The 18,589-nt window shown below is 33.8% G+C and carries 15 protein-coding genes; 6 read left to right on the forward strand and 9 right to left on the reverse strand.

Features of this window, described 5'->3' with window-relative positions:
- The first annotated feature begins 5 nt into the window (after positions 1–5).
- On the forward strand, positions 6–755 hold the full coding sequence (locus FQU21_RS14435) for an acyl-[acyl-carrier-protein] thioesterase (RefSeq protein WP_147678714.1): 750 nt from the start codon (positions 6–8) through the stop codon (positions 753–755).
- Between the two features lie 253 nt (positions 756–1,008).
- Here the strand turns inward: FQU21_RS14435 and dnaK are convergent, their stop codons facing one another.
- On the reverse strand, positions 1,009–2,916 hold the full coding sequence (gene dnaK, locus FQU21_RS14440) for a molecular chaperone DnaK (protein WP_147678715.1): 1,908 nt from the start codon (positions 2,914–2,916) through the stop codon (positions 1,009–1,011).
- Between the two features lie 374 nt (positions 2,917–3,290).
- Here dnaK and FQU21_RS14445 point away from each other — a divergent pair, with 374 nt between their 5' ends.
- The 4 genes from FQU21_RS14445 to FQU21_RS14460 all read left to right on the forward strand — a co-directional run bounded on the left by FQU21_RS14445 (position 3,291) and on the right by FQU21_RS14460 (position 6,600).
- A complete protein-coding gene (locus tag FQU21_RS14445; RefSeq protein WP_147678716.1) occupies positions 3,291–3,911 on the forward strand; it encodes a YqaA family protein in 621 nt (206 codons plus the stop codon).
- Between the two features lie 102 nt (positions 3,912–4,013).
- Positions 4,014–4,304: a DUF3817 domain-containing protein gene (locus FQU21_RS14450; protein ID WP_147678717.1), complete on the forward strand. Its 291-nt coding sequence runs from the start codon at positions 4,014–4,016 to the stop codon at positions 4,302–4,304.
- Positions 4,304–5,575: a mechanosensitive ion channel family protein gene (locus tag FQU21_RS14455; protein WP_147678718.1), complete on the forward strand. Its 1,272-nt coding sequence runs from the start codon at positions 4,304–4,306 to the stop codon at positions 5,573–5,575. Before FQU21_RS14450 ends, FQU21_RS14455 begins: the two co-directional genes overlap by 1 nt.
- A 113-nt stretch (positions 5,576–5,688) precedes the next feature.
- Entirely contained in the window at positions 5,689–6,600 is a 912-nt protein-coding gene (locus tag FQU21_RS14460) for a M23 family metallopeptidase (RefSeq protein ID WP_147678719.1), read from the forward strand.
- A gap of 99 nt (positions 6,601–6,699) precedes the next feature.
- On the opposite strand, the gene FQU21_RS14465 is transcribed toward FQU21_RS14460, so the two are convergent.
- The 6 genes from FQU21_RS14465 to FQU21_RS14490 form a co-directional block, all read right to left on the reverse strand.
- The gene (locus FQU21_RS14465) at positions 6,700–7,749 is read right to left on the reverse strand and encodes a pentapeptide repeat-containing protein (protein WP_147678720.1); all 1,050 of its coding nucleotides are present in this window, start codon (positions 7,747–7,749) and stop codon (positions 6,700–6,702) included.
- 118 nt (positions 7,750–7,867) lie between these two features.
- Complete coding sequence (gene leuB / locus FQU21_RS14470; protein ID WP_147678721.1) at positions 7,868–8,926, reverse strand: 3-isopropylmalate dehydrogenase; 1,059 nt, start codon at positions 8,924–8,926, stop codon at positions 7,868–7,870.
- Between the two features lie 275 nt (positions 8,927–9,201).
- A complete protein-coding gene (locus FQU21_RS14475) occupies positions 9,202–10,719 on the reverse strand; it encodes an alpha-isopropylmalate synthase regulatory domain-containing protein (RefSeq protein ID WP_147678722.1) in 1,518 nt (505 codons plus the stop codon).
- A gap of 4 nt (positions 10,720–10,723) precedes the next feature.
- The gene (gene leuD / locus FQU21_RS14480) at positions 10,724–11,320 is read right to left on the reverse strand and encodes a 3-isopropylmalate dehydratase small subunit (RefSeq protein ID WP_147678723.1); all 597 of its coding nucleotides are present in this window, start codon (positions 11,318–11,320) and stop codon (positions 10,724–10,726) included.
- 96 nt (positions 11,321–11,416) lie between these two features.
- Positions 11,417–12,811 (reverse strand): 3-isopropylmalate dehydratase large subunit, encoded by a 1,395-nt coding sequence (leuC, locus tag FQU21_RS14485; RefSeq protein ID WP_147678724.1) that lies wholly within the window; start codon positions 12,809–12,811, stop codon positions 11,417–11,419.
- 197 nt (positions 12,812–13,008) lie between these two features.
- Complete coding sequence (locus FQU21_RS14490) at positions 13,009–13,392, reverse strand: acyl-CoA thioesterase (RefSeq protein ID WP_147678816.1); 384 nt, start codon at positions 13,390–13,392, stop codon at positions 13,009–13,011.
- A gap of 272 nt (positions 13,393–13,664) precedes the next feature.
- On the opposite strand from FQU21_RS14490, the gene FQU21_RS14495 reads away from it, so the two are divergent.
- On the forward strand, positions 13,665–14,081 hold the full coding sequence (locus FQU21_RS14495; protein ID WP_147678725.1) for a glyoxalase: 417 nt from the start codon (positions 13,665–13,667) through the stop codon (positions 14,079–14,081).
- Between the two features lie 119 nt (positions 14,082–14,200).
- On the opposite strand, the gene bshA is transcribed toward FQU21_RS14495, so the two are convergent.
- Complete coding sequence (bshA, locus tag FQU21_RS14500) at positions 14,201–15,340, reverse strand: N-acetyl-alpha-D-glucosaminyl L-malate synthase BshA (protein WP_147678726.1); 1,140 nt, start codon at positions 15,338–15,340, stop codon at positions 14,201–14,203.
- Between the two features lie 34 nt (positions 15,341–15,374).
- A complete protein-coding gene (locus tag FQU21_RS14505; protein WP_147678727.1) occupies positions 15,375–18,290 on the reverse strand; it encodes a serine hydrolase domain-containing protein in 2,916 nt (971 codons plus the stop codon).
- Positions 18,291–18,589 lie beyond the last annotated feature (299 nt).

Here is an 18,589-nt window from a genome sequence, read left to right on the forward strand (position 1 = left end):
AATTAATGTTTGATAATTATTTCGATAAGCAATTTGAATTACGCTATTTTGAAATGAACAAATTAGGCTTGGCAACGCCTACCATAATTTTAGGTTTGCTAGAAGAAACTGCGGCAGACCATTCCTACGCCATAGACCATAGTTTATTCGATTTAGTAACGAAAAATATAGGTTGGGTATTAGTTTCAGGAGTTTTACAAATGGATCGCTACCCTAACTATAAAGAAAAAATTACGATTAGAACCTGGTTGTCTAGCTACTCCTCTATTAAAGGATATCGAGAAAATATTATTTATGATGAAAACCAAAACATTATAGGCAAAGCTAAAGGCTTATGGGTGTTTTTTGATATTGAAAAAAGAAGACCAATACCCATTTTTAATGAGATTAAAGAAAAATGGTCTTATTACAATGAAGAATCTATTAGCGGTGATATTAAGAAAAAAATAAGTGCTGTAGATTTTGCAGATCATATCAAAGAATTTAGGGTCAACCGGTATGATACAGACATGAATAAACATGTGAATAACATTAGATATTTACAATGGGTGATTGAATCTATTCCCGAAGATATTTCGGAACATTATTTTTTACATAAAATCGATGGGCGTTTTATAGCTGAAGCTCAATATGGTGATACTGTTTTATCTTTAACACGAGCTCTTGAAACCAAAAACACTTTTGCACATACCATCAAAATAGCAGGTAGCAATTTGGTTTGTGCTACAGCTAAAACCTTATGGAAAAAGTATTAATTTTTCTTTTGAACTTAACACTCTAAAACCCTAATTTACTAAAAGGTCGTATCTGTTATTCAAATAAATTGAAAATAAAAAAACGCAACCAAATTCATGGTTGCGTTTTGTATATATATAGACTCTGAATTATTTTAATTCAGAAGGGATGCCTTTAAAGATGCTAAATTGAATTTAGAATTTTTCCATAGATCCCGCTTTTCATCGGGATAAATTCAATTACGTATTTTGAAAAGACAACATACTATTTCATTTACTTAACCTCTTCGAAGTCTACGTCTTCAACGTCATTTCCTTCTCCTTGTGGTTGCTCGCCTGCACCAGCATCTGGACCAGGTTGTGCACCGCCTTGAGCTTCAGCTTGCGCTTTGTACATTTCTTCCGAAGCCGCTTTCCAAGCTTCGTTTATTTTATCTAAAGCAGGCGTTATTACCGCTATATCTTTAGATTCGTAAGCTGTTTTTAATTCGGCTAAAGCTTCTTCAACAGGTTTCTTATTAGCTTCAGAAATTTTATCACCAAACTCTTCTAATTGTTTTTCCGTTTGGAAAATCATAGAATCTGCTTCATTTAATTTCTGAGCATTTTCAGCGGCAGCTTTATCTGCTTCAGCATTAGCTTCAGCATCAGCTTTCATTTTCGCAATTTCTTCTTCACTTAATCCTGAAGATGCTTCAATTCTAATATCTTGTTTTTTACCTGTCGCTTTATCTTCAGCAGATACTTTAATGATACCATTCGCATCAATATCAAAAGTTACTTCAATTTGTGGCGTACCTCTTCTTGCTGGTGGAATATCACTTAAGTGAAAACGTCCAATCGTTTTATTATCGGCAGCCATCGCGCGTTCACCTTGTAAAACGTGAATTTCTACAGATGGTTGATTATCGGCAGCTGTCGAGAATATTTGCGATTTTTTGGTTGGTATGGTTGTATTTGCTTCAATTAATTTAGTAAATACGTTACCCATAGTTTCGATACCTAAAGATAAAGGTGTTACATCTAAAAGTAATACATCTTTAACATCTCCAGTTAATACACCACCTTGGATACCAGCTCCTAAAGAAACAACTTCATCTGGGTTAACCCCTTTGCTTGGCGCTTTACCAAAGAATTTCTCTACGGCAGCTTGTACTGCAGGAATACGTGTAGAACCACCTACTAAAATAACTTCATCAATATCAGATTTAGATAAACCTGCTGCTTTTAAAGCTGACTCACATGGTGCGATAGTACGTTTTACTAAATCGTCAATTAATTGTTCGAATTTAGAACGTGTTAAGGTACGCACTAAGTGTTTTGGTCCACTTGCAGTTGCTGTTATGTATGGTAAGTTAATTTCCGTTTGAGCAGAAGATGATAACTCAATTTTAGCTTTTTCAGCAGCTTCTTTCAAACGTTGTAAAGACATTGGATCTTTTCTTAAGTCCATGTTTTCATCCGCTAAAAATTCATCAGCTAACCAACCAATAATTTTTTCATCAACATCATCACCACCTAAGTGTGTATCACCATCGGTAGAAAGTACTTCAAATACACCATCACCTAATTCAAGAATCGATACATCATGTGTTCCTCCACCAAAATCAAATACAACTATTTTTTGGTCTGTTCCTTTTTTGTCCATACCGTAAGCTAAAGCCGCTGCGGTTGGTTCGTTAATAATACGTCTCACTTTTAAACCTGCAATTTCACCAGCTTCTTTAGTGGCTTGACGTTGGCTATCGTTAAAGTAAGCAGGTACTGTAATTACCGCTTCGCTAACATCTTGTCCTAAATAATCTTCAGCTGTTTTCTTCATTTTTTGAAGAATCATAGCACTTAATTCTTGTGGCGTATATAAACGACCGTCAATATCTACTCTAGGCGTATCGTTATCTCCTTTTACTACTTTATATGGTACACGTTCTGCTTCGTTTTTAGACTCAGAATATTTATTCCCCATAAAACGCTTTATTGAATAAACCGTTTTTTGTGGATTTGTAACCGCTTGTCTTTTTGCTGGATCACCAACTTTAATTTCACCACCTTCTACAAAAGCGATTACCGATGGTGTTGTTCTTTTTCCTTCTGCATTAGGAATAACTACTGGCTCGTTACCTTCCATTACAGAAACGCAAGAGTTGGTTGTTCCTAAATCGATTCCAATAATTTTACTCATAATTTATTTTTTTATTGTTTATAGATTTCCGACTTAACGGAAACATGTATTCATTTTTTATTTCGAATTGTATAAGTCAATCATTATGCCAACCAAAAATAACTGACACAGTGGCAGTTGTTTTTGATTGACAGTTTTAAAATACTAATGACATCTAGCCTAAAAACAGCCTTTATCTATAATCTTAATAGAATGATGTTTAATAATGTATCTTTTTCTGACCTAGATTATATTAAATACATTGGAAACCATTATAAATAAGCTAAAATGCTAAAACACTGTTAAGGTGGTATTAAAAAAAATATAACTTCGATAGGAAACCCTTGGCTTAAAAACTTATATATTATATTTGCACTCCAAAAATTTCTATAATAATGAAACCCGAAGACACAAAATCTAAAGCTAAAAAATCTAAATTTCAGCTTTTACATCAATATTATGCTTATACAGGCTTTTATAGCTTTGTTTGGCAGGCCGTAAAAAAAGCGCTGCCTTATATTGTTGGTATTGTTATTTTAGTTTATGCGGTGAATCATTTTTTTGATATCAACCAAACCTTAACACATTTAACCGAAGTGCTTCCTGCTTATGGTGTGCTGAGTTTCTTTTTTGTTTCAGAAACCCTTTTAGGGCTTGTACCTCCTGAAATTTTTATTGCATGGGCTGGTAAAATGTATAGTCCGTGGTTTTATTTAGGTGTTTTAGCAGTTCTATCATATGGAGGTGGTTTAGTGTCTTATTGGATGGGACTTACAATAACTAAAATACCATCGGTACATAATTATATGGTTGTAAAAATGGAAAAACAATTAAAAAACTCAAAAAAATGGGGCGGGTTTTTAATTATGGTTGGCGCGGTATTACCGCTACCCTTTTCCATTGCTTGTTTGGCGGCTGGAATTATAGAATTTCCTTTTAAAAATGTGATGCTTTTTGGTTCCTTAAGGTTTATACGTTTTGCTATTTATGGTATCATTATTTTTAGTGCGCTCTAAGTTTTATTAAGAAACTAAACTAAAAAACATTGCCCGTTTTTAACTATTTATTAAGAAGGAAATGTAACTTTTGTACCGTATTTTTGCAACTAAAATTACTGTATGTTTTCATTTTTAAATATTTTTCGAATTGTAGCCTTTTTAGAAGGTGTATCCTATCTTTTACTGTTATTTATTGCTACGCCTATTAAATATATTGCAGGAAATCCTGAATACGTAAAACTTTTAGGCATGCCTCATGGTATGCTTTTTATACTATATGTCGTTTTAGCATTTTTAATTAAAAGCGAGATGAAATGGGCGGGAAAGACCTTTCTTTTTGTGCTTTTAGCTTCTGTTATTCCATTTGGAACATTTTATATTGAAAGAAAATTTTTAAAACCTGCTAATTAATGCAAGAGGAAACTATAATAGAAACAACAAATTATCAGCATATTATATATAGATATTTAGTAGAAACGGCTAATTTATCCGAGTCTTCAGCGAAATATCTTAATATGATCGCTCTATTACTTGTTTTAGCACTTCTTGTAGGTGTTCTATTTTATATTACTCGAAAACTATTAATTCGGGTGTTTTCTGAATTTGCTTCGGCATCAAAAACCAATTTCGACGATTTATTAGTAAACAATAAGGTTCCTCGAAATATTTCGCATATCATCCCATTATTAATAACTTTAGAGTTTATTTCAGATGTATTTATTGATTTTCCGTATATCAAAAATATTGTTGAAAAAGGACTCCAAGTATTCGCTATAATTCTTACGCTTTGGATTGTAAGAAGCTTACTAAATACGGTTAAAGATTATTTAAAAACTTTAGCCCGCTTTAAAGACAAACCTATTGATAGTTACATTCAGGTATTTATGATTTTTGCCTGGCTAACCGGTTTTATGTCGGCTATAGCCATTATTACAGGTATTGAATTTATAAAGTTTGTAACGGGTCTTGGTGCTATCTCAGCTGTTATTATTCTTGTTTTTAAAGATACTATTATGGGCTTTGTTGCCAGTATTCAAGTATCAATAAACGATATGGTTCGCATTGGCGACTGGATTACTTTTGAAAAATACGGTGCCGATGGTGATGTTATTGAAATTAATTTAGCAACCGTTAAAGTTCAGAATTTTGATAAAACCATTACAACTATTCCTACTTACGCTTTAATTTCCGACTCGTTTAAAAACTGGAGAGGCATGGTGAATTCTCCTGGACGACGTATTAAACGGGCTTTAAACATTAAATTAAATAGCGTGTCTTATTTATCTGAAGAACAAATAGATAAACTTAAAAAAATTGAAATAATTTCAGAATATTTAAATACGCGTCAACAAGATATCAATACGTATAACGATCAAAAAAACATCGATAAATCCTTATTACTAAATGGTAGAAATTTAACGAATATTGGCGTTTTTAGAAAATATATCCAAACCTATATAGAAAATCATTCGGCAATAAATAAAGACATGACTATTATGGTACGCCAATTAGCGCCCACCAGCCAAGGTATGCCTATAGAAATTTATGCCTTTAGTAGCGATAAACGTTGGGTGAACTATGAGTATATTATGGCCGATATTTTCGATCATATTATTGCCGCTACAACCTATTTCGATTTGGAAATTTTTGAACTCCCTAGTAATAGTAGTTTTAAAGTATAATATTTAGTTTCGTTAATTATTTAATAACCTTTTACCTTTTTAAAGAGTAATTCCTCTTAAAAACCATGTTAATTTTTATAGAAATTATAACATGGTATAGTTAATAGTATTTTATGAAAAACCTAATGCCCTTTATTTGCTTATTTTGTATTTGTCAATTTATTAACGCTCAAAACAAAAAAGAAATAGCACATAAACTGGATTCCCTAGCTCTAGTGTTAACAGAATATAATATCGCTAAAGAACAAAATACAGCAAAGGCTATAGCTCGTATTACTTCTGAAAAATGGGATCCTATTAATTTCAATCCATATAAAAATGAACCTCTAAAAAAACCATTTCAAATTCATTTTTCAGACAGTACTTACTGCTCTCCAATTGAAGGAAAAAAAGTTATCACTTCTCGTTATGGTTGGCGCCGAGGCAGACGACATGAAGGTATAGATATTGATTTGGTTACAGGAGATCCTGTACGGGCTGTGTTTGATGGGGTTGTTAGATTTGCCAGATACAGTTCTGGTCACGGAAGAGTAATAGTGGTTAGACACTATAACGGATTAGAAACAGCCTATTCTCATTTATCAAGTTATGTTGTTAAAGCAAACGACACTGTCAAAGCAGGACAAACCATTGGTATTGGCGGTACTTCTGGAAATGCTAGAGGCAGTCATTTACATTTAACTGTACTTTACAAAGGCCACTACATAAACCCAGAATATTTATTTGATTTCTCTGAAAACAACAAAATTAGAAACCAAAATATTTGGGTGACTAAAAAATGGGTAACTGCGGAATTTCACTCCTCTAAAAAGCAAACAAACTTAGAACTTCTCACTACTAAATCTATGGCCATTGCTAGCCAAGAAAAAGAAAATCGAAAAAAAATACATGTGGTTAGAAGTGGCGATACACTTTCAGGAATTTCTAGTAAATACCACGTCTCTCTTTCTAAACTTTGTAAAAATAATGCTATTAGAAAGACAAGCGTTTTAAAAATTGGACAAAAATTAGTTGTGAATATTTGAAGCAGGGTCGTATAAAAACAAGTTGTTCCCACAAAAAAAAGCCTGAATTCTTAACAGAATTTAGGCTTTTCTTAATTCAGAAAATTTACTAAATCATTTTTATTTCTTCAAAAGCATTGGTTTTTTAAATTTCGAAGATTTATAATAATATACGCTATCTATCTTATAGTTTTCAATTAAGGCATCGGCACCTTTAATTTTTAATTCATCTTTAATATAATGCAACCAATCGGCTCGCGCTACTTTTACACTATCTAAAACCACATTGGTTAAGTTTGCGCCTTTCAATTTGGTTCTAATTAAAAACGAGCCTGTTAAATTAGCGTCTTCCAAATTAGCATTCGTTAAATTGGCATCGTCCAAATCAAGATGTTTTAAATTACTGTTAACCAAATTTGCATTTTGTAAATCAACATTCATTAAATCCGATCCTTCTAAATTAGATTCTTGTAAATTAATATCTCTTAAAGTGGCATGTCTCAATTTTGCGTTAATTAACTCCGATTTTGTAAAATCGCTTTCCTGTAAAATTTCATCTACAAAAAAAGACGGTTGCATTTTACTTTTGCATAATGTAATAAGTAATTGGCCACGCTCTGGGCTAATTGGTTTTTCTATAAGCGTATTCCCAACCAAATAACGATATGGCTTCATGGCCCGACTTAAACTCACCACACGTCCTGCTAAGGTATTCGATATTTTATACGATCCGCTGGTTTTCATTTCACTATTAACATCACTCAAAACTTCACCCATAATAAACATTTGTGACGATCTTCGGGATGCTTCCGCTAAATGCGATTGTATTTCAATTTTCTCATTTTGCTTTTTTATTAATCGGTTTTGATAAAACATTAAAGTCGTCGGCAATATCGCTATTAACAATCCCATCACGCCTATTCTTGTTAAACGCCTAATTAAACTCGCTATAAGATTCGATGTGGTATCTATAGTTATTTTGCGCTGTTCGTTAAACTCTTCGATAGTATTATAGATACTCTGTTTTAAACTTTTGCCAGCAATTAGAGTTCCAATAAATTTTAAAATACCTTTTGTGTTTTTAGGACGCGACTTTTTAGCATTCAATTTTTCAAGTTGCGCTTTAAGGATGATGTTTTCCTTTTTTATAGATTCAATAGTATCGTTCATTACAAATCAATTAGCTAAAACAAATTTACTTTTTTAATATCAAACTAAAAGCCTAACGCAAAAAGTCCCATTAAGTTTTAAAACCTAATGGGACTTTTTTATAAATTAAATTTCTAATCTAAATATTAGCCGCTAAATAATCTCCAACTTCCGTTGTACCGTAAGCTTTTCCACCATCGGCTAAATCTTCTGTAACCACACCTTCAGCTAAGGCTTTATTTACAGCATCTCTAATAGCTTTACCTTCTTCTGGTAAGTTAAAAGCCGTTTCAAACATCATTGCTGCAGACAATACAGTGGCCATTGGGTTAGCAATATTCAATCCTGTAGCCTGTGGGTAAGACCCGTGTATTGGTTCAAATAAAGCAATATCTGTTCCCATAGATGCCGATGGCATTAATCCCATAGATCCAGAAATAACCGAAGCTTCATCTGTTAAAATATCTCCAAATAAGTTTTCTGTTATTAATACATCGTAACTATTTGGCCATTGTACCAAACGCATGGCTACCGCATCAACAAACTCGTAACTCACTTCAACCTCTGGATAATCTTTTTCCATAGCCTGAACAGTTTCTCTCCATAAACGAGACGTTTCTAAAACATTGGCTTTATCCACACAACATAATTTTTTAGAACGCGTCATCGCTAATTCAAAACCTTTTTTAGCTAAACGTTGCACTTCTTCGCGTGTATAAACACAATTATCAAAAGCGGTTTCTCCACCGTCTCTTCTTCCTTTTTCACCAAAGTAAATCCCTCCAGTTAACTCTCTTAAAAAGACTAAATCTGTACCTTCAATACGCTCTTGCTTTAAAGGCGATTTATCTAATAAAGATGGAAAAGTAAACGTTGGACGTACATTAGCAAATAAACCCAATTTTTTACGCATTTTTAATAACCCTTGCTCAGGACGAACCTTTGCCGATGGATCATTATCAAATCTTGGGTGACCAATAGCACCAAAAAGCACCGCGTCAGCAGCAACACACACCTCATGAGTGGCATCTGGATAAGGTTCTCCAACCTCATCAATAGCAGCAGCACCAGTTAACGCTGGTTTCCATGTTATTTCATGTCCAAATTTTGCAGCTACAGCATCACTAACTTTTACAGCTTGATCTATAACTTCTGGTCCAATGCCGTCTCCGGCTAAAAGGGCAATATTAAATTTCATCTTATTTATTTTTAATCCTTAATTTTATTATATTTATTTGGGCGTTCCCCAAGGGTCGGGCTTTCCGTTACAAGTCCTCGCACCTCCTTTCGTCGGGCTGTGGGCTTTCCTCTGCAATCCCTAACGCGGTCTTAACCCGCCATTGTCTGTTCTAAATCTTCAGTCAACAACACATCCGAAAACAAACTAACTTCCCAACGCTCTCGTCCATCTTCTGTCATCAATCTCCTGTCTTCGATCTTCAGTCGTCAGTCTTCCGTCATCTGTCAATCATTTCAACTCACAACAATATTCATCATTTTTTCGGTAGCTTTAATAGCCGAAACCGTTTGATCGGAATCTAATCCACGCGTTTTAAATTCTCTATCGCTATTTTTCCAAGTAATAATGGTTTCACAAAGCGCATCAGAATTCGATCCCGGAGGAATACGAACCGCATAATCTACCAATTTAGGTAATTTTAATGCTTTCTTTTTAAACACTGTTTTAATAGCATACATAAAAGCATCAAATTGTCCATCACCATGCGCACTTTCTTCAAAAGTATCCCCGTTAATAGTAATAGAAACCGTGGTTGTAGGTTTTAATCCCATAGCATGCGTAAGCACGTAAGCATTCACTTTTACCTTTTCTTCGTAGGTTCTATCTAAAACATCCGAAATTATATAAGGTAAATCCTCCTTAGTAACGACCTGTTTTTTATCGCCCAACTCAATAATACGATGGGTAACTTTCCTTAAATCATCATCGTCTAGCTGAAGCCCTAATTCTTGTAAATTCTTTTGAATATTAGCTTTTCCAGACGATTTTCCTAAAGCGTATTTTCTGGTTCTTCCAAAACGCTCCGGCATTAAATCACTAAAATACAGGTTGTTTTTATTATCGCCATCGGCATGTATTCCAGCCGTTTGCGTAAAAACATTAGCACCAACAACGGGTTTATTAGCAGGAATCATAAAACCCGAAAAGGTTTCAATAAGTTTGCTAATCGTGTATAAAAAGTTTTCATTTACACCAATTTCAACCTCGGGCATAAAATCGTTTATCACCGCAATAGTACTTGCCATAGGCGCATTTCCTGCGCGTTCCCCCATACCATTTACTGTTAAATGTAAACCATCGGCACCCGCTTTTAAACCAGCCATTACATTGGCAACACCTAAATCGTAATCGTTATGTGCATGAAAATCGAAATGTAAATTAGGGTACTTATCTTTAATTTCCTTTATAAAAATATATGATTCCTCTGGCGTTAACACCCCTAAAGTATCTGGAAGCATAATGCGCTTTACCGGTTGGGTTGCTAAAAACTCTAAAAATTCAAAAACATAAGCTTTAGAATTTCGCATACCATTACTCCAGTCCTCTAAATAAATATTAGTTTCAATCCCCTTTTCTGTGGCTAAACTAATATTTTCTTTAATCTCTGTAAAGTGCTGATTTGGTGTTTTTTTGAGTTGATGCGTTAAATGATTTAACGAACCTTTAGTGAGCAAATTTTGCACCTTGGCTCCTGCTTCAATCATCCAATCTAAAGAAACCCCTTTATCTACGAAAGTTAAAACTTCAACAGCCTTTAAATAGTTGCTTTCTTTAGCCCATGCTGTCACATCTTTAACCGCTTGAAGCTCGCCTTCCGACACACGTGCCGAAGCAATTTCAATACGATCAACTTTTAATTCTTCTAATAAAAGTTTTGCTATGGTGAGTTTCTCAGAAGCAGAAAACGACACGCTCGAGGTTTGTTCACCATCGCGCAATGTCGTATCCATTATTTCTATATGTTTTGCCATTTTTTTAGAAAGGACGAGATTCTGTAAATGTTTCTATCTCGCTTTTCATGTTTTGTAAATAGTCGATATCATCAAAACCATTTAACATATTTTCTTTCTTATAGCCATTAATATCAAAAGACTCTTGTGTTCCAGAAGATAATAGTGTAATGGTTTGCGCTTTTAAATCGACTTCTACCTCTGTTTTTGGATCGGCGTAAACTGCTTCAAAAATTTCATTAGAAAATTCTGGGCTAATTTGTACTGGTAAAACACCAATATTTAAACAGTTGTTTTTAAAGATATCTGCAAAAAAGCTTGATACTACACAACGGAAACCATAATCGTAAACCGCCCAAGCAGCGTGCTCACGAGAAGAACCAGAACCAAAGTTCTTTCCTCCTAATAAAATTTTCCCTGTATATATTGGGTTGTTTAAAATAAAATCTTCTTTTGGAGTATTATCTCCATTATATCTCCAGTCGCGGAATAAATTATCTCCAAAACCTTCACGAGTTGTCGCTTTTAAAAAACGAGCTGGTATAATTTGATCGGTATCTACATTCTCTATTGGTAACGGTACTACGCTACTCGTTAATGTTGTAAATTTATCGTATGCCATATTTTTAATGCTTTAGGCTTTAAGCCTGACGCTATAAGCCAATAATTATAATGTTTTGTTTTTAGCTCTAAGCACAACGCTTAAAGCTAATTGCTTTTATAGTAAATCTCTAGGGTCTGTTACCACTCCTGTAACTGCCGCTGCTGCAGCAACTAACGGACTAGCCAATAAGGTTCTCGATCCTGGTCCTTGACGACCTTCAAAGTTTCTATTAGAAGTACTTACCGCGTATTTTCCAGCAGGTACTTTATCATCATTCATGGCTAAACAAGCAGAACAACCTGGCTCTCTTAAAACAAATCCAGCGTCTTCAAAAATATCTAATAAACCTTCTTCTTTAATTTTAGCTTCAACAATGTGAGATCCTGGTACTAACCAAGCCGTAACATTATCAGCTTTTTTACGTCCTTTAACAATAGAAGCAAATGCACGGAAATCTTCAATACGTCCGTTTGTACAACTTCCAATAAATACGTAATCAATTTTCTTACCAATCATCTGGTCATCTTCAGCATAACCCATGTAAGCTAAAGACTTATCATAAGTAGCTTTTCCTCCTTCAACAGATTCTGCCGATGGAATATGTTTAGAAATCCCCATACCCATACCCGGATTTGTTCCGTAAGTAATCATAGGTTCTATATCTGCTGCATTAAACACCACTTCTTTATCAAAAGTAGCATCCTTATCAGTTTTAAGTGTTTCCCAATAGGTCATGGCTTTATCCCAATCTGCTCCTTTAGGCGTCATAGAACGACCTTTAATATACTCAAATGTTTTTTCATCTGGAGCAATCATTCCACCACGTGCACCCATTTCAATAGAAAGGTTACAAACAGTCATACGACCTTCCATAGACATGTTTTCAAAAACATCGCCAGCATATTCTACAAAATACCCGGTAGCACCAGACGTTGTTAATTGAGAAATAATGTATAACCCAACATCTTTAGGCGTTACCCCTTTACTTAACGGCCCATTAACGCTAATACGCATTTTTTTTGGTTTAGGTTGCATAATACATTGTGTAGTAAGCACCATTTCTACTTCCGAAGTTCCAATACCAAAGGCAATAGCTCCAAAAGCACCGTGAGTTGAAGTATGCGAATCGCCACAAACAATAGTAGCACCAGGAAGTGTTATTCCATTTTCTGGTCCTACAACATGAACAATTCCATTATTTTGATGCCCTAATCCCCAGTGACTAATACCATACTGATTAGCATTGTCTTTCAAGGTTTTTAATTGATTAGCCGATAATGGATCTTCTACAGGTAAATGTTGGTTAATAGTTGGTGTGTTATGATCTGCAACAGCAAATGTACGCTCTGGATACAACACACTTAAACCTCTACTTTTTAAACCTACAAAAGCCACAGGGCTTGTTACTTCGTGAATTAAGTGACGGTCTATATACAACACATCTGGTCCATCAGCAATGTCTCGCACTACATGCGAATCCCACACTTTGTCAAATAATGTACTACTCATAAAATTTTTAATTTTGTATTAAAATAGCTTTAAAGCTACAGAGGAACAAATTTAGAGTTTATTACAGTATTTCAAAACTTTAAACGACTTTGTTAGTAAATTTTTATAAAATTACCAACGTATGTGTTATTATTTGAATTTAATGCAACAAATACTTAAAATTGATTATAATTTTTAAAAGAAATTTGGGTTGTTTTTTACAACCTATCAACTACATATTCAATTTCTGTTTTACCATGTGCTAGAGGTTTTCCGTCTGGACCAATATTTACCATAACAATATTAGAAATTGTGATAATAGTTTCATGAGTCATTTTATTTCTAACTTCAGAACTTAATACCAAAGACGCTCGTCCAAACTTTACCACATTAATACCAATTTCAACAATATCCCCTTGCTTAGCAGAGGATTTAAAATCGATTTCACTCATAAATTTAGTAACCACCTTTTGGTTTTCTAACTGTATGATGGCATAAATAGCGGCCTCCTCATCAATCCACTCTAATAATCGACCACCAAACAAGGTACCATTTGCATTTAAATCTTCGGGTTTAACCCATTTTCTACTGTGAAATTTCATGTTTTGTTTACGGTTTTCCATTGACCTTATATTTTAAAATTACGTTTCAAAGGTAACCCATCTTGAGTATAATAAACATGATATTTGATTGCTCCTTCTTATTTTCGTATTTATTTTTCTTATGTTATAGCCGTATTCTTGGTTTAGTAATTCGCTTAAAAAATATGGTAAAAACAAGTTAAATGTAAAATGTTAATAACCTAGTGAATAATTAAAAAGCATCACTACGAAAACAGCCTTAATAATTTTTACATTTATTAAAAATCAAAACCATGAATTCTAGAGATTTAAAATTAAAAAGTATTCGCCCAGAGATTTTAACTACTACAATTAATGATGCCATGTCTGCAGACGAACGTTTTCAAAACCTCGTACTGCGTCCTTGTATTAAAATGCAAAATGATTTATTGATTGCTGCTTTTAGAAATTATATCGTGAAGCATAAATCGGTTTTTTATGGATTAAACTTGGACAAACGTATGGATTATATTGAAAACGCCATTCAAAAAGATATGAAATTCCGAAACTCCCTAAAAGGTATGATTATAGGTGTTTTTACTGTTGAAGATTATGTTGTTTATACTAAAAATTCTTCTGCTTTAAATAAACGCATGATGAATATTGTGAAAGACAGATTGCTAAGTAATATTCAACTTTTTGAAAAACCAGATTTATTGGCTACTGCATAATATCAATATGATAAGCTAAAAAATGAACACTAAAAAAAAACGCCCTTCTTCAACAATTTGATAAGAGCGTTTTTTTTAAATCTATAAATAAGAGTGTTTAAACACCTTATTTTTTTCAACTATAACACCAAACATTTAGCTAATGTTTCTTCATATATTTTCTCGTATTGCGGTACAATTTCATGTAAATCGAATTTTAAAGCTTCTTTTCTTGCGTTTGCTTTAAAGGTTTCCAAACGTGTTTCATTGTTTAAAATATGTATGGCATTTTTGCTCATATCTTCCACATCGCCAACATTGCTTAAGTATCCAGAAACCCCATGAATATTAACCTCTGGAATCCCACCTGCATTACTAGAAATTACAGGTACCCCAGATGCCATAGCTTCTAAAGCTGCTAAACCAAAACTTTCTGTTTCCGAAGGCAGTAAAAACAAATCGCTAAAACATAATATTTTATCTATTTCGTTACTTCTACCAAAGAAAATAACCTTGCTAGAAATACCTAATTTCGCACACTGCTGTTCTACACTTTCTTTTTCAGGTCCTTCTCCAATAAACATAAGTTTAGCCGGCATTTCTTTTTGAATATTGTAAAATATACTAACCACATCTTGCACCCGTTTTACAGGGCGTAAATTACTAATATGGGTAATAATTTTTTCGTCATCATTAGCCATTAACCCACGTTGACAATCGGTAATACCTTCATTATTATGTTTTTCCAAATCTATAAAATTAGGAACCACACTAATCTTGTTTTTAATATCAAATAGACGTAGCGTGTCTTTTCTTAAACTCGCCGAAACCGCTGTTACTGCATCAGATTTATTAATGCTAAAGGTTACTGCGGGCTTATAAAATGGATGGCTACCCACCAGCGTAATATCAGTGCCGTGTAGTGTGGTTACAATAGGTACATAAATATCTTCCTCAATAAGCATTTTTTTTGCCATATACGCCGCATAGGCATGTGGAATAGCATAATGCACATGCAGAATTTCTATTTTATGAAGCTTTACCATATCAACTAATTTACTCGACAAGGCTAACTCGTAAGGTTGATAATGAAACAACGGATACTCTGGAACATTCACTTCATGATAATGTACGTTGTTTCCAATTAATTCCAGTCTAACAGGTTGATTATATGTAATAAAATGAATTTCGTGTCCACGCTTAGAAAGCTCTAAACCTAATTCTGTTGCAACAACGCCACTCCCCCCAAATGTTGGATAACAAACTATACCTATTTTCATTTTTCTAATTTTATAAACTTAAAAACGCCATGTTTTAATCTTCAATCGCTTCATAAATTAAGCGTTGTATTTCTGTTCTTATATTTGCTTTTAAAAGCAAGTTTTTACTAGCACTTGGGTATGTTCTATTTGCCATAAATACATACACAATTTCTTCATCGGGATCTGCCCAAGTATAAGCACCTGTAAAACCAGAATGCCCAAAACTTTTCGCAGAAACACAACCACAGGTTGGGCCAGCTGTTCCTAATTGCGGTTTATCAAAACCAACCCCCCTCCTATTATCCTTATCTTCATAATAGCGGGTATTAAATTTTTCTACTGTTTCCTCTTTTAAATAACGCTTTCCACCATAATATCCTTTTTGCAAGTACATTTGCATAATTTTAGCCACATCATTCGCATTACTAAAAACACCGGCATGCCCACCAATACCATTTTGCATGGCGGCTCCCATATCGTGAACATAGCCTTGCACTTTTTGATAACGGTAATAATTATCTTCCTCTGTAGGTACTATTTTTTTATTACTAATAGTATGATACGGATTATACATGGTGTTATTTGCTCCCAAAGACTCATAAAAATGCGCTTGGGTTAGTTGTTCTAATGTTCTGTCGTAATAGTTCTCAATAAATTTCTTTAAAATGTAATAAGGAAAATCACTATAACGATATTTTAACTGATCTAGCAGCTTAGAATCCTTTATAATACCTTGTATAGAGTCCGGATAATCAGACCTTAAATACAAACTTTTATAGACTTCAATATTAAATTCCGGACTTCGTGTTTTTCTGTAATATTTATCGCTTGGACGTTTAGTAACCGAATCTAAAGTATGATAATAAAAAGGTTCCCACGGACGTAAACGCGCATAATGAGATAACATCTGTTTTAAAGTAATATTTTCTTTATTTGAGCCTTTGTATTCTGGTAATATTTCAACCAATTTGGTATCTAAAGTCACTTCGCCCTGCTCTTCTAACTCCATTAATAACGGCAAAGTTGCTAATATTTTTGTTAATGACGCCACATCGTAAATATCATCAAAGCTTACTTTTTCTTTTCCAGAATAAGTATGCTTTCCAAAGTTTTTATTGTATATCACTTTCCCTTTTCTGGCCACTAAAAGTTGAATTCCAGGGGTCATTTTATGACTAATAGCATATTTGGCAACCGAATCAATTTTATTTAATTTCTTTGAATTCATGCCAACACGCTCGGGTACTGTATACCCCAAACGTTTAATATCCTCTATATCTATTCCTTCGCCTGCATTGTAAAACGCTCCAATAGAAACCGGTAAAACACCTTGTGCAGGAATAGCTCCAAAAATAAGCTGTGCCGATTTTTGTTGGGCAATAGCACTATTTTGATAGCTAACTATAACGCTTTCAATATTTGCCATGGTTCTTAAATCTGCAAGCGCATAAGGTTTCACAAACACATCGAGAATTACATTGTGGGTTCTTGAAATTTCGTGTAACCAATTAATTTCTTCTTTGGTAAACTTATAGCTTTTCCAAGGATTAGCATTAGAGCGATGTAACCCTATAATAACGGTATTATACGGCTCTAGTCTTCCCATTAAAGCTTCTAAATTATCTTCTTTAACAGCATGGACTTTTCCGTATTTTTTCAATTCATTAAAAAACTCATTTCCAGAATCGTCACCCATATTTACATAAGCCAAGGTTTTCATTTCCAATTTTGTAAGCGGCAGTAAATCGCTATCGTTTTTTACAACAGTAATGGCGTTTTCAAGAAGTTCTTCATATAAAATATCATCTTCCGGTCTGTTTAAATCTTTACTTAAATTTTTTAAACTAATAGGCTTATAGTGTTGTAACCCCACTTTATATTTGGCCATTAATATTTTTTTAACTGAAAGCGCTAATCGAGCTTCAGAAATTTCACCACTTTCATAAGCGGCTTTAATTTTAGAAATACCAATTCCAACATTTTCCGACATAAGCATCACGTCGTTTCCAGCCTTAAACGCAGCCAAATCAATATCGCCTGTTTCATCAAAATCTGCAGCCCCTTTCATAGTTAACGCATCGGTAAAAATAAGACCTTGAAATCCTAATTTTTCTTTTAAAATATCGGTTACAATATGTTTTGATAAAGACGATGGTACTCCAGAATTATCTAAACTAGGCACATTTAAGTGCGCTACCATAACGCTGGAAAGCCCCTCATTAATTAATTTTTTATACGGATATAACTCGATAGAATCAATACGTTTTTCATTAAAACTGATAGTTGGTAAGGTTAAATGCGAATCTTGATCGGTGTCTCCATGCCCTGGAAAATGCTTGGCATTAGCTAAAACACCAGCACTTTGCATCCCTTTCATAAAAGCAGCAGCTTTACGGGTGACATTATCGCGATCTTCACCAAAGGAACGATTTCCAATAATGGGGTTTTTAGGGTTCGTATTAATATCAACCACAGGTGCAAAGTTGAAATGCACTCCCAAACGTTTACAATGTTCGCCAATATACCTGCCGGCTTCTTCAACTAATTTATCATTTTTAATAGCTCCAAGGGTCATATTCCAAGGAAAAGCATAAGTAGAATCTAAACGCATGCTTAAGCCCCATTCGGCATCCATGCCAACTAAAAGTGGAATTTTTGAAAGCGCTTGTAATTCATTATTAAGTTTAGCCTGACGGTATGGCCCACCATTAGAGTAAATAACACCGCCAATATGGTTGTTTTTAACTAAATTTTCAACTTTTGCTTTTACAGCCGCATTTTGGTTAGACATGACTTGAACCATGTACAACTGCCCTATTTTTTCCGATAAGGATAAAGACTCATAAACACTATCTACCCATTTACGTTGCGCTTCTGGCTGCGCAGTTTCTAAAGGGTTTTTAGACGTTTGACCATAAATTGAAACCACTGAAAACAAGCAAAATATACTATATTTAATATAACGCATAAAAAGAATTAATTAGGAAATTATTAGTCTTTAACTATGGTACTAATAATATTGGCAAAATAATACTTTTAAAAGGAAGAAGGAAAGACTTTAAGATAGATTTATAAAGAACTTTATAACACATTAATTACAATAATTATAATAATCTTGATGATACGAGATAAAAAACTCCTCTCCATAGAATCAACTTTGTAAACCCAATTATTGTCTAGACCTTAAAAAAACTTAGCTCATAAAAATAACTTATTCATAAACTTAATATAACATGTATCAAACTTTTTAAAAGTTTATTTGTTGTT

It is taken from the genome of Algibacter pacificus (assembly GCF_008033385.1).
GTDB lineage: Bacteria > Bacteroidota > Bacteroidia > Flavobacteriales > Flavobacteriaceae > Algibacter > Algibacter pacificus.

Excerpts from the sequence above, each read along its gene's own strand:
- FQU21_RS14435 (WP_147678714.1), top strand. The coding sequence starts at position 6 with ATGTTTGATAATTATTTCGATAAGCAATTTGAATTACGCTATTTTGAA.
- dnaK (WP_147678715.1), bottom strand. The coding sequence starts at position 2,916 with ATGAGTAAAATTATTGGAATCGATTTAGGAACAACCAACTCTTGCGTT.
- FQU21_RS14445 (WP_147678716.1), top strand. The coding sequence starts at position 3,291 with ATGAAACCCGAAGACACAAAATCTAAAGCTAAAAAATCTAAATTTCAG.
- FQU21_RS14450 (WP_147678717.1), top strand. The coding sequence starts at position 4,014 with ATGTTTTCATTTTTAAATATTTTTCGAATTGTAGCCTTTTTAGAAGGT.
- FQU21_RS14455 (WP_147678718.1), top strand. The coding sequence starts at position 4,304 with ATGCAAGAGGAAACTATAATAGAAACAACAAATTATCAGCATATTATA.
- FQU21_RS14460 (WP_147678719.1), top strand. The coding sequence starts at position 5,689 with ATGAAAAACCTAATGCCCTTTATTTGCTTATTTTGTATTTGTCAATTT.
- FQU21_RS14465 (WP_147678720.1), bottom strand. The coding sequence starts at position 7,749 with ATGAACGATACTATTGAATCTATAAAAAAGGAAAACATCATCCTTAAA.
- leuB (WP_147678721.1), bottom strand. The coding sequence starts at position 8,926 with ATGAAATTTAATATTGCCCTTTTAGCCGGAGACGGCATTGGACCAGAA.
- FQU21_RS14475 (WP_147678722.1), bottom strand. The coding sequence starts at position 10,719 with ATGGCAAAACATATAGAAATAATGGATACGACATTGCGCGATGGTGAA.
- leuD (WP_147678723.1), bottom strand. The coding sequence starts at position 11,320 with ATGGCATACGATAAATTTACAACATTAACGAGTAGCGTAGTACCGTTA.
- leuC (WP_147678724.1), bottom strand. The coding sequence starts at position 12,811 with ATGAGTAGTACATTATTTGACAAAGTGTGGGATTCGCATGTAGTGCGA.
- FQU21_RS14490 (WP_147678816.1), bottom strand. The coding sequence starts at position 13,392 with ATGAAATTTCACAGTAGAAAATGGGTTAAACCCGAAGATTTAAATGCA.
- FQU21_RS14495 (WP_147678725.1), top strand. The coding sequence starts at position 13,665 with ATGAATTCTAGAGATTTAAAATTAAAAAGTATTCGCCCAGAGATTTTA.
- bshA (WP_147678726.1), bottom strand. The coding sequence starts at position 15,340 with ATGAAAATAGGTATAGTTTGTTATCCAACATTTGGGGGGAGTGGCGTT.
- FQU21_RS14505 (WP_147678727.1), bottom strand. The coding sequence starts at position 18,290 with ATGCGTTATATTAAATATAGTATATTTTGCTTGTTTTCAGTGGTTTCA.